Origin of the sequence: Sutcliffiella rhizosphaerae (assembly GCF_917563925.1) — a bacterium.
GTDB lineage: Bacteria > Bacillota > Bacilli > Bacillales > Bacillaceae_I > Sutcliffiella_A > Sutcliffiella_A rhizosphaerae.
The window spans coordinates 17,961-29,544 of sequence record NZ_CAKJTJ010000007.1 but is presented as its reverse complement, the minus strand read 5'-3'; the positions used below and the strand labels follow the sequence as shown (position 1 = coordinate 29,544).

Sequence of the window (11,584 nt, the reverse complement as noted above, 5' to 3'; positions counted from 1 at the left end):
ATAGGGGAGGGGAAATTTTTGAAAAAGTGGCTAGTAACTATATTGACTGCTGTATTGGTACTTTCTTCGCTTTCCATAGTTCTTGCAGATAACAATGGAAAAGGGAAGGGGAAAGGCAAAGGAAAAGGGAATTTTGAGTTAGGAGTGGAAGTGCTATTAAAAAAAGAAAAGCATCTCATTAAAGGAAAACGTATCGGGCTGATCACTAACCCTACTGGAGTTGATCAAGGGTTAAACAGCATTGTTGATACACTATACAATGAACCAGATACAGAACTTACTGCCTTGTATGGTCCAGAACATGGAGTGCGTGGCGATGCACAGGCTGGACAATATGTCGATTTTTATATAGACGAAAAAACCGGTCTTCCTGTCTATAGTCTTTATGGTCCCACAAGAAAACCGACACCAGAAATGTTAGAGAACATTGATGTTCTTATATTTGATATCCAGGATGTCGGAACACGTTTCTATACGTATATCTACACAATGGCTTATGCGATGGAAGCTGCACAAGAAAATAATATTCCATTTATCGTATTAGATCGTCCAAATCCATTAGGTGGCCTAAAGGTAGAAGGTCCAGTTCTAGATATGAAATACGCATCATTCGTAGGTAACTACGCTATTCCATTAAGGCATGGTATGACGGTTGGAGAGCTTGCAAAACTATTTAATGATGAGTTTGAAATAGGTGTAGATTTAACCGTTGTAGAAATGAATGGCTGGAAGCGTAATATGTATTATGACGACACCCCACTAGAATTTGTCATGCCGTCACCCAATATGCCGACCTTGGATACAGCTCTAGTCTATCCTGGAGCTGCACTAATTGAAGGAACCAATGTTTCAGAAGGACGGGGAACAACTAAACCATTCGAACTGATTGGTGCACCATTTATGAATGCAGACGATGTCGCAACAGCATTGAATAATTTGAAGCTTTCTGGTGTGACATTTAGGGCAGCTTCCTTTACGCCGACATTTTCTAAGCATGCAGGAGCACTATCACATGGTATTCAACTCCATATTACAGATAGGGATTCCTTTGAGCCAATCGAAACGGGGCTGCATATCGTTAAGACGATCCATGATATGTATCCGGAAGACTTTGCTTTCAGGGCTGAAAACAGTGCAGGCATCTCATTTTTCGATAATCTCATGGGTAACAGTTGGATTAGAAAAGGAATGGAAGAAGGTAAATCGGTAGATACGCTAGCGAAACAATGGAAAAAGGAATTGAACGATTTCCAAAAGGTGCGCAGAGGATACCTAATTTATAAATAGAAAAGGATGGAACTTGAGGGAGATGCCTCAGGTTCCTTCCGTATTTATATAGACTACCAAAAAGAGGAATATGCGATATTTTACAGAATAATAAAAAGTAGTTAACTGGACCACTAGGCATGTACTAACTATGTAAACGGTTACATAAATATTATTAATCTAAAAGAAAAGAGGTGCTTTTATGTTAGGGTTTTTACAGAAAATAGGTAAGTCGCTTATGCTTCCAATTGCGATAATGCCTGCAGCTGCGTTGCTTCTTCGTTTAGGACAGGATGACTTACTAGACATTCCATTTATCTCAGCAGCAGGTAATGCAGTATTTGGAAATCTTGCTTTGTTATTTGCGATCGGTGTGGCTATTGGTTTCTCAAAAGATGGCAGTGGAGCGGCTGCTCTTGCTGGAGCAGTAGGTTATTTTGTTCTAACCAATGGAGCAGCTGCCATCAATGAATCTATCAATATGGGAGTACTTGGTGGAATCATCTCAGGGATAGTTGCAGGTCTTCTTTACAATAAATACTATAATATAAAACTTCCTGACTGGCTTGGGTTCTTTGGAGGTAGGAGATTTGTTCCAATTGTCACCTCACTGGCTATGTTAATCCTTGCCTTTTTATTTGGCTATCTCTGGCCACCTGTTCAAGCATTTATTGATGGAATTGGAGAATGGATTATTGGTGCTGGTGCTACAGGAGTTGGCATTTTTGGTTTCTTAAATAGGTTATTGATTCCTTTAGGACTTCATCATATTCTCAATACCATTGTGTGGTTTGAGTTTGGAGAGTTTACCAATGCTGCTGGGGAGGTCATTAAAGGAGATCTTTGGCGATTCCTCGCTGGAGACCCTTCAGCAGGTATCTTTATGGCAGGTTTCTTCTTTATTATGATGTTTGGGTTGCCTGGAGCTGCCCTTGCTATGATAGCTGCTGCAAAGAAAGAACGTCGTAAAGCAATGACTGGTGCATTATTTGGATTAGCTTTCACTTCCTTTTTGACTGGTATAACGGAGCCAATTGAATTTGCATTTATGTTCCTATCACCTATTCTTTATGTCATACATGCATTCTTGACCGGAACAGCCATGTCGGTTGCTTATCTGCTTGATATTCATCATGGCTTCGGGTTCTCTGCAGGTGCCATCGACTATCTATTAAACTTTGGAATTGCCCAAAAACCGGTCTTACTGGCAGGAGTAGGTTTAATATACGGTGGACTCTATTTTGTTATTTTCTACTTCCTTATTAAAAAGCTGGATTTAAAAACTCCAGGTCGTGAAGATGAGGTAGCAGGGGAATTTGAGCAAAGTGCGACAAAAGGTAATTATGCGGAACTTGCGGATGGTTATCTTGCCGCACTAGGGGGTAAAGAAAATCTAGTCGAAATTGATAATTGTGTTACAAGGCTTCGACTAAAAGTGAATGATTCTTCCATAGTAGATGAATCCCGACTCAAACAACTTGGTGCTAAAGGGGTTATCAAACTAAGCAAGACAAGCATGCAAGTAATTGTCGGTACAGATGTACAATTTCTGTCAGATGAATTGAAGAAGAAATAGTTATTCGTTGGCCGTCCTTTAAAATAATTTAAAATGGGCGGCTTTCCTATTGTCTCTATAATCATCATAAAATAGGGAGAGTGGTTGCCAAAATAGAGATGATGAGAGACTCTAAATCATTGCTGCTGAATCCATTATTATACAAAAGTGTATTAATGTTAATAAAATAAAAAACAAGCTAAGCGGCTTCACACTTAGCTTGTTTCTTACTTACTTTAATAACCACCCAGATATGCCAATCTAACTTGGTCACTCTCGTTTAACTCGTCAGGTGTACCAGCTAAAACGATTTTTCCTGTTTCAATGACATAAGCACGATCAGCGATTGAAAGCGCCATGTTTGCGTTTTGTTCAATTAGTAGTATAGTAGTGCCTGACTCTGACTGATTGATTTCTTCTATAATCCGAAAAATCGTTTTAACTAATAGCGGTGCAAGTCCCATAGAAGGCTCATCTAATAACAATACCTTTGGTCGTGCCATTAGTGCTCGTCCCATCGCCAACATTTGTTGTTCTCCACCGGACAAAGTACCAGAAAGCTGTTTGCGACGCTCAAATAATCGGGGAAATAAATCATAAACCTTTTCAAAATCTTCTTTAATACCTTTTTTATCCTTACGTAAATATGCACCTAACTCAAGATTCTCTTCAACAGACATATTTGCGAAAACACGCCGTCCCTCTGGAACATGAGAAATACCTTGTTTAACAATCGTTTGGGCAACCTTACCTCCAATGGATTGATCTTGAAATAGAATCTCCCCATCTTTAGGCTTAAGTAAACCAGAAATCGTTTTTAAAAGAGTACTTTTCCCAGCGCCGTTCGCTCCAATTAAAGTAACAATTTCTCCTTCATTTATCTCGAGAGAAACTCCCTTAAGAGCGTGAATATTGCCGTAATAAACATTTATGTTATCAATTTTTAACATTAAGAAACCTCCTCGCCGAGATACGCTTCGATGACTTTTGGATTGTTCCTAATTTCTACAGGGTTTCCTGATGCAATTAGCTTTCCATGATCTAATACAAAAATCCGCTCACAAACACCCATTACAAGAGGCATATCATGTTCAATTAACAAAATCGTGAGGTCGAATTTTTTACGAATCAAGGCAATTAAATTCATCAATTCTTCTGTTTCCTTATGGTTCATTCCTGCAGCTGGTTCATCTAAGAGTAATAATTTCGGTTTTGCGGCTAGAGCACGAGCTATTTCTAATCGACGCTGTTGTCCATAGGGAAGATTCTTCGCTTTCTCATGCATTACTTTATCTAAATTGAAAATTCTCAAAAATTCAATTGCTTTCTCTTCCATGAGCTTTTCTTCTGAGAAATGGGAAGGTAGTCGCAAGATAGAACTTATTATGGAATGCTTTGCTAATGAATGATAGGCTACTTTTACATTGTTAAGAACAGATAATTCGTTAAACAAACGAATATTTTGGAAGGTACGGCTAATACCCTTCTGGGTGATTTTGTAGGGAGAGGATCCGTTTAACTTATCTCCCTCCAGTACAATCGTCCCTTCAGTAGGAACATATACACCTGTCAAAAGATTAAAAAATGTCGTTTTGCCAGCACCATTCGGTCCAATTAGACCAACTAACTCCCCCTGAAATAATTCTAAGTCTACTTCTGAAACAGCTTTTAAACCCCCGAAGCGTATACCTACTTGATCTACTTTAAGCAACGGTGTGTTTGTTGTCATTGTCGACTCCTCCTTTGGAAGACTTGCCGAACTTCATGAATGAGGTCAGTTCTCTAGTACCTAAAAGCCCTTGTGGTCGGTAAATCATAACGATTATCAGTATTAAACTATATAGAATCATCCGGACCTCAGGGTAGCTTTGTAAGAAAGTAGAAACAATGGTTAAGAAAATAGCAGATATAACAGCACCAGACATACTTCCTAAACCACCTAAAACAACAAGTATTAGAATATCAAAAGACTTTAAGAAACCGAAATTGGTCGGCTGGATGATATAAAAATTATGTGCATAGAAAGCTCCTGCAACCCCTGCAAAGAAAGAACCGATTACAAATGCGATAACTTTATAGAAAGTCGTATTAATTCCCATCGCATCTGCAGCAACTTCATTTTCTCTTATTGATATACAAGCACGCCCATGTGTCGAGTTGGTAAAGTTCCTAATGACAATGATGGTTACTAGGATACCTGCAAACAGCCATGGCCATGTGGTTTGCTGCGAGACTGTCATTCCACTTGCTCCACCAACATAATCAATATTCAAAAAGACAATTCTAACTATTTCACCGAAACCTAATGTGGCAATCGCTAGATAATCTCCCTTTAATCTCAATGTAGGAATTCCAATTAACATCCCAGCAAAAGCAGCTGACAAGCCCCCAACAAGGATGGCTAATGAAAAGGGTAGACCTAGCTTCATCGTAATGATGGCAGAAGCGTAAGCACCAACAGCAAGGAACCCTGCATGTCCGATCGAAAATTGGCCAGTAATCCCAATAATTAAATGTAAACTTACCGCAAGGATGATGTTAATCCCGATAAAGAATAAGGTGTTCGTATAAAAAATATTTAAAAGTTCACCAGTAATTAAAAACTGTACCACTACCCCAAACACAACAGCTATTGCGATAGAGACCCAGAAGCCTTTTGCTTGTTTTAGAATATTCATCGCGTTAGCCCCCCTACACCTTTTCCCTGACATTTTTGCCAAATAATCCTGCAGGGCGGAAAATTAATATTAAGATTAGTACGACGAAAGCTACACCATCTCTCCAAAGTGAAAAGCCTGCAGCACTAACTAATGACTCAATAACTCCTAGTAAAAGGCCGCCTACCATCGCCCCAGGTATGATTCCGATACCACCGACAACAGCTGCGACGAACGCTTTTAACCCAGGAATAATTCCCATTAAAGGTTCAATTTTTGTATAGTACATTCCAAATGCTACCCCTGCTGCTCCGGCAAGAGCAGACCCAATTGCAAATGTTGCAGAAATAGTGTTGTTTACGTTAATTCCCATTAATCGTGCAGCATCCATGTCATGGGAGACAGCCCGCATGGCTTTCCCGGTTTTGGTTTTATGAACAATGAATTGAAGTAGTATCATTAATACGATGGCAGTGCCTAAAATCAATAATGATTGGCTACTGATTTTCACACCAAGAAAATCAATGCTTTTGACTGGGATGATATCACTAGGATAAGCCTCTGGTTGGGCTCCACGGATATAAATCATTCCGTATTCAATAAATAAGGATACACCTATTGCTGTAATTAAGGCGGCAATTCTCGTGGCATTTCGGAGTGGTTTATAGGCAATTCGTTCTATTAGAACACCTAATGTCGCACAAGCTGCCATTGAAATGAGCAAGGCGGGGAAAAATCCTAAATCTAGTACAGTAATGGAATAAAAACCAATGAAGGCACCTACCATGAAGACATCTCCATGGGCAAAGTTGATTAATTTTACTATCCCATACACCATGGTATACCCTAGGGCGATTAATGCATAAATACTTCCTAAAGAAACCCCGTTAACAAGCTGCTGTAAAAATTCCATGTTTTTTGCTCCTTTTAAGTGATAGGAAATATGATTAGAACGTAGGAATAGGGAGTGATTCATACTCCCTATTCTTTATGACACACTTATTTTTATGGGTTTACTTTAGTATTGAATTCTTGTTTACCATCTTTGTATTCAAGAATAACCGCAGATTTAATTGGATCATGATTTTCATCAAGTTTTAGGCTGCCAGAAACAAGGGCAAGACCATCTGTTTCCGCAAGTGCTTTTTGAATTTTTTCTGGATCTGCGCTGCCTGCACGTTTGATAGCATCAGCTAGAAAGTAAACAGAATCATAACCTAATGCATTAAAAGCATCTGGTGATTTCCCGTTATTTTTATCCTCAAATGCTTGAACGAAGTCTTGAACCTTTGAATCTGAGTCACCTGAAGAATAATGATTCGTAATGAATGTGTTATTTAGTGGATCTGCTCCAGCAATTTCTACTAGCTTAGGAGAATCCCAGCCATCTCCACCCATGATTGGCACATCAATACCAAGAGCACGAGCTTGCTTAATGATCAATCCAACCTCTTCATAATACCCAGGAAGGAAAATGAATTCAGGGTTTTTGGATTTAATATTCGTTAAGATCGCATTAAAGTCAGTGTCTTTCGCAACATATGCTTCTTCTGCAATGATTTCTCCACCATTTGCTTCATATGCTAATTTAAAAGCAGACGCTAGACCCTTTGCATAGTCACTTGAATTGTCAATGATAATGGCAGCATTTTTCGCTTGAATATCTTTAGAAGCGAAGTTAGCTGCAACTGTACCTTGGAATGGATCGATGAAACATGTACGGAAAATAAAATCATTTAAAGTATCATTGTTAAAAGTAATCGTTGGATTAGTACCTGTCGGTGTTAGTAGTGGAGTTTTATTATTTTGTGCAATTTCCACTTGGGCTAATGTATTTGTACTTGTGGCAGCTCCAATGATCGCTACTACTTTATCCTGACTGATTAATCTAATGGCTCCATTCGTTGCTTCCGCTGCGTCTGATTTGTTGTCATACTTTACAAGCTCAAGCTTTTTCCCATCAATACCTTCTTTGTTGATTTCCTCCAGTGCCAGCTGGATACCTTCCTCAATGGATTGACCGTAAGAGGCTACTCCACCTGATAGTTCAAGGTTAGCCCCAATCTTAATGGTTGAGCTGTCCCCGCCACCTGTATTGGACGAATTACATCCTGCCATTACTCCTGCCGCTAACATTAACGACATAAAAATCCCCGCTAATTTTCTCTTTTTCACCGTTATACCCCCTGCTAGAATAATTTATTCTCCAAGCCGATGTTAGTGGATGAAATTTCTTAGATGTATTTATTTTTATTTTCTAAAAACAAATAATATTCTGAAAAGAATTGTACAAGAAATTCTCTCTTTCGTCTAGTTTATTTTGAAAATTAACACTAATATTTTCCATGTTTTGTCGATTATTTTCTAAAAATGGAGAAGTAATAAGTTTTTAGGAGTCATAAACCACACTTCTTTGGTGACAGTTAAATACTATGTACAATTTATCTAAAAATTAACTTTTTTAAAATTTCTGCATATTCCTTTTTATTTAGGAGATTATTTATTATAATTACAATGTAAGAATTGATGTTGTCTCTATTGGAAGTTTCGTACGTTGAAAGCAAGATGTGTGCTAATTACTCTTCTCAAAACAGAAAGGGGAAAAATGTATGGACATGAAAGGCAATGAAAACGTTGGAAAGTGCCCGTTTACGGGGGAAAGCAGTGAAAGAAAACCAATAAAGGGGACAAAAAACAAAGACTGGTGGCCAAATCAATTAGATTTGAATGTTCTTCATCAGCATGACACAAAGACAAACCCATTGGGGCAAAATTTTAATTACGCAGAAGAATTTGAAAAGCTAGATTATGAAGCTCTAAAATCAGACTTACATAATCTTATGACAGACAGCCAAGATTGGTGGCCAGCCGACTACGGTCATTATGGGCCGTTTTTTATCCGGATGTCCTGGCATGCTGCAGGTACATATCGTACAGCAGATGGCCGTGGAGGTGGGGGAAGTGGCTCACAGCGATTTGCTCCTCTTAACAGTTGGCCAGACAATGGAAATTTGGACAAGGCGCGTCGATTGCTTTGGCCAATAAAAAAGAAATATGGTAATAAACTTTCATGGGCAGACCTGCTCGTTTTCGCAGGGAATGTAGCAATTGAATCAATGGGAGGAAAAACAATTGGATTTGGGGGAGGACGGGAAGATATCTTCCATCCTGAGGAGGACGTTAACTGGGGTCCTGAAAAAGAATGGCTTGGTGATAACCGTTACTCCGGTGAGCGTGACTTGGAACAACCTCTTGCTGCCGTTCAGATGGGCTTAATTTATGTAAATCCTGAAGGACCAAACGGCGAACCGGATCCTGTAAAAAGTGCCCGTGATATTCGAGACACATTCAAACGTATGGGAATGAATGATGAAGAAACAGTCGCTCTTACTGCTGGAGGCCACACCTTTGGTAAGGCACACGGTGCTGGTGACCCTTCTCATGTAAGTGAAGAACCGGAAGGCGCAGGTATTGAACACCAAGGATTCGGTTGGAAAAGCAAACATGAAACAGGTCATGGAGCATTCACTATCACAAGTGGAATTGAAGGTGCTTGGACACCAACTCCAACTAAATGGGACATGAGTTATTTTGACTTGCTATTCGGCTACGAATGGGAGCTGACGAAGAGTCCTGCAGGTGCATATCAGTGGGCACCTATTAATCCAGATGAACAGCATCTTGCACCTGATGCGACGGATGCATCCAAAAAGGTTCCGACCATGATGACCACAGCAGACATGGCGATGCGTATGGATCCAGAATATGAAAAAATATCTCGGCGTTTTTACGCAAATCCAGACGAGTTTGCGGATGCATTTGCTCGTGCTTGGTTTAAATTACTCCACCGTGATATGGGCCCACGAGTAAGATACTTAGGCCCGGAAGTACCAGAGGAAGAGTTCATTTGGCAAGACCCTATCCCGACGGTTGATTACGAATTATCAGATGCTGATATAGATGCATTGAAAGCAAAAATTCTTGATTCAGATCTTTCAGTTAGTGAACTTGTTACCACTGCCTGGGCATCTGCCAGTACTTTCCGAGCTTCAGATAAGCGAGGGGGTGCAAATGGCGCTCGTATTCGTCTTGCACCACAAAAAGACTGGGAAGCGAATGAGCCAGAGCAGCTTTCTAAAGTATTATCAGTCTTAGAAAATATTCAAAAAGACTATGAGAAAAATGTCAGTCTTGCTGATTTGATTGTCCTTGGTGGAACTGCAGCTGTTGAAAAAGCGGCAAAAGACGGTGGAGTAGATGTAAAAGTTCCATTTACACCTGGACGCGGTGATGCTACTCAGGAACAGACTGATGTTGAAAACTTTGAAGTGTTAGAGCCGGTCTCAGATGCTTTCCGTAATTATCACAAAAAAGAGTATAGTTTAAAGCCGGAAGAGTTTATGGTCGACAGAGCACAGTTATTAGATCTTTCCGCTCATGAAATGACGGTTCTAATTGGGGGCTTACGTGTTCTTGGGACAAACCATGGTGGTACAAAACATGGTGTTTTCACAGATCGGGTAGGTACACTCACGAATGACTTCTTCGTAAACCTTCTAGACATGGGAGTGGAGTGGAAACCTGTAGATGGTGGTATTTATGAAGGACTTGATCGTAAAACAGGTGAACTCGTAAGAACTGCAACGAGAGTGGACCTTGTCTTAGGTTCACATTCCATTCTCCGAGCTCTAGTAGAAGTGTACGCACAAGATGACAGTAAAGAAAAATTTGTTCATGACTTTGTTGCGGCCTGGGTAAAGATTATGAACGCTGATCGCTATGACATAAAATAATAATTACCCCTGGTCACAATGCTTCTCTGGTAATGTGTCCAAGTACAACGGCACCTTACAAAACTTCCTGAACAGGAAGTTTTGTAAAGGTGCTTTTCTATTGAAGTGGAAATAACAATAATACGTGAATAGTATAATATCCCATTATTTGGATAAAGATATAAGTAAAATTTAAATATGGGTGATCGATAATATGACAAATGCATTTGAAAGCGTATCAGCGATAATTAAAAATTTTGTGGATGATACACCAAAAACTCCTCTCCATGTGGGGGAGGTAATGGATTTATGGACAGCTTTTACGGCATTCCATGAATCCCATTCTTTATATCAAGTAGGACTTAACTCAACAACAGATACAGATTTACAGCATGTTTTAAAAGAAGCGTTAATAGGAAGTCATAAAGACACTAAAAAAATTGAAGAATTTCTATTAGCTGAAGGTGTTCCCCTTCCGTTAGTAAACCCTGATAAACCAACATCTAATCCAGGTGACGTTCCGTCAGGTGTCAAATTGACAGATGATGAAATAGCAAATTTAATTTCAGTAAAAATCGCATCAAGCGTAAGTTTCTGTGCATTGGCTATGAGCAAAACTGTTCGAACAGATGTTGGATTAATGTTTTTTTCCATTCAAGTAAATTTAATGAAGTTTGCTGCACCATTAAAAAATCTAATGTTGTCAAGGGGATGGTTAAGAATTCCCCCATACTATGTTCCTCCAGGGGCACCGGGAAGCAAATGAAATAATAGCGACATTCTTTTATGAACATTATATAAACTTGAACTACTTAAAAAACATGGATTCATGTCAAGAAGGTACTCTGCTTCTCCTTAATAACACCAATGCGACTACATAGCAAAGCCATCTTAGCAGGTGGCTTTTTGGATTGGGCTTTTGAGGGTTGTGGAAGAATCAAGGCTAACATACAAACATTGTTTATATCATTCTATACAAATAAATGTGAGGTGATGAAAAAGTACTATTCTTTCGAAAACGTAAAAACAACAACATTTGAAAAAATAACCAAACTATTAAATGGAGAGCAAATAAATGCTCTCCCATATACTAACGACGATGTTCTACCAGGTCAATTGCACCTAAAACTACGTGGGCTAATCCAAAACCAAAAATAGTATTTGCTACCATTTTATTCGTACCACGTTTTTGTTTAAGTGCATATCCTGTAGCAGTTACGGCAGAGCCTAACACAGTGGGAATTAAACCTTCACGTACATTCATAAGCAATAACCCTCCACATCGAATTAGTAGGTGCGGTTACACCATATGTTATGCTCTCCTTAAAAGGGTT

Annotated in this window: 10 protein-coding genes; 4 read left to right on the top strand and 6 right to left on the bottom strand. The window is 39.3% G+C overall.

The annotated features are described in order from the left end of the window. The first annotated feature begins 18 nt into the window (after positions 1 to 18). Both LRP81_RS08475 and nagE read left to right on the top strand, forming a co-directional pair. A complete protein-coding gene (locus LRP81_RS08475) occupies positions 19 to 1,287 on the top strand; it encodes an exo-beta-N-acetylmuramidase NamZ family protein (protein WP_230500838.1) in 1,269 nt (422 codons plus the stop codon). A 181-nt stretch (positions 1,288 to 1,468) separates the two neighbouring features. Beyond that, positions 1,469 to 2,842 (top strand): N-acetylglucosamine-specific PTS transporter subunit IIBC, encoded by a 1,374-nt coding sequence (gene nagE / locus LRP81_RS08470; protein ID WP_230500837.1) that lies wholly within the window; start codon positions 1,469 to 1,471, stop codon positions 2,840 to 2,842. A gap of 215 nt (positions 2,843 to 3,057) precedes the next feature. Here the strand turns inward: nagE and LRP81_RS08465 are convergent, their stop codons facing one another. From LRP81_RS08465 to LRP81_RS08445, 5 genes are all read right to left on the bottom strand, one after another. After that, positions 3,058 to 3,771, bottom strand: coding sequence for an ABC transporter ATP-binding protein (locus tag LRP81_RS08465; RefSeq protein ID WP_230500836.1), 714 nt, complete (start codon positions 3,769 to 3,771; stop codon positions 3,058 to 3,060). Then, positions 3,771 to 4,550, bottom strand: coding sequence for an ABC transporter ATP-binding protein (locus tag LRP81_RS08460; protein ID WP_230500835.1), 780 nt, complete (start codon positions 4,548 to 4,550; stop codon positions 3,771 to 3,773). The genes LRP81_RS08465 and LRP81_RS08460 overlap by 1 nt, the downstream gene beginning before the upstream one ends. Then, the gene (locus LRP81_RS08455; protein WP_230500834.1) at positions 4,525 to 5,499 is read right to left on the bottom strand and encodes a branched-chain amino acid ABC transporter permease; all 975 of its coding nucleotides are present in this window, start codon (positions 5,497 to 5,499) and stop codon (positions 4,525 to 4,527) included. Before LRP81_RS08455 ends, LRP81_RS08460 begins: the two co-directional genes overlap by 26 nt. Positions 5,500 to 5,512: 13 nt before the next feature. Beyond that, entirely contained in the window at positions 5,513 to 6,391 is an 879-nt protein-coding gene (locus LRP81_RS08450) for a branched-chain amino acid ABC transporter permease (protein ID WP_230500833.1), read from the bottom strand. Between the two features lie 92 nt (positions 6,392 to 6,483). Next, positions 6,484 to 7,653: an ABC transporter substrate-binding protein gene (locus LRP81_RS08445; protein ID WP_230500832.1), complete on the bottom strand. Its 1,170-nt coding sequence runs from the start codon at positions 7,651 to 7,653 to the stop codon at positions 6,484 to 6,486. Positions 7,654 to 8,087: 434 nt separating this feature from the next. Here LRP81_RS08445 and katG point away from each other — a divergent pair, with 434 nt between their 5' ends. Both katG and LRP81_RS08435 read left to right on the top strand, forming a co-directional pair. Then, positions 8,088 to 10,271, top strand: a complete 2,184-nt coding sequence (gene katG, locus LRP81_RS08440) for a catalase/peroxidase HPI (protein WP_230500831.1) — start codon at positions 8,088 to 8,090, stop codon at positions 10,269 to 10,271. A 193-nt stretch (positions 10,272 to 10,464) separates the two neighbouring features. Continuing rightward, the gene (locus LRP81_RS08435; RefSeq protein ID WP_230500830.1) at positions 10,465 to 11,016 is read left to right on the top strand and encodes a DUF3231 family protein; all 552 of its coding nucleotides are present in this window, start codon (positions 10,465 to 10,467) and stop codon (positions 11,014 to 11,016) included. A gap of 324 nt (positions 11,017 to 11,340) precedes the next feature. On the opposite strand, the gene LRP81_RS08430 is transcribed toward LRP81_RS08435, so the two are convergent. Next, positions 11,341 to 11,514, bottom strand: coding sequence for an asparagine synthase (locus tag LRP81_RS08430; protein ID WP_230500829.1), 174 nt, complete (start codon positions 11,512 to 11,514; stop codon positions 11,341 to 11,343). Positions 11,515 to 11,584: the final 70 nt, after the last annotated feature.

Excerpts from the sequence above, each read along its gene's own strand:
- LRP81_RS08455 (WP_230500834.1), bottom strand. The coding sequence starts at position 5,499 with ATGAATATTCTAAAACAAGCAAAAGGCTTCTGGGTCTCTATCGCAATA.
- LRP81_RS08450 (WP_230500833.1), bottom strand. The coding sequence starts at position 6,391 with ATGGAATTTTTACAGCAGCTTGTTAACGGGGTTTCTTTAGGAAGTATT.
- LRP81_RS08465 (WP_230500836.1), bottom strand. The coding sequence starts at position 3,771 with ATGTTAAAAATTGATAACATAAATGTTTATTACGGCAATATTCACGCT.
- katG (WP_230500831.1), top strand. The coding sequence starts at position 8,088 with ATGGACATGAAAGGCAATGAAAACGTTGGAAAGTGCCCGTTTACGGGG.
- LRP81_RS08430 (WP_230500829.1), bottom strand. The coding sequence starts at position 11,514 with ATGAATGTACGTGAAGGTTTAATTCCCACTGTGTTAGGCTCTGCCGTA.
- nagE (WP_230500837.1), top strand. The coding sequence starts at position 1,469 with ATGTTAGGGTTTTTACAGAAAATAGGTAAGTCGCTTATGCTTCCAATT.
- LRP81_RS08435 (WP_230500830.1), top strand. The coding sequence starts at position 10,465 with ATGACAAATGCATTTGAAAGCGTATCAGCGATAATTAAAAATTTTGTG.
- LRP81_RS08460 (WP_230500835.1), bottom strand. The coding sequence starts at position 4,550 with ATGACAACAAACACACCGTTGCTTAAAGTAGATCAAGTAGGTATACGC.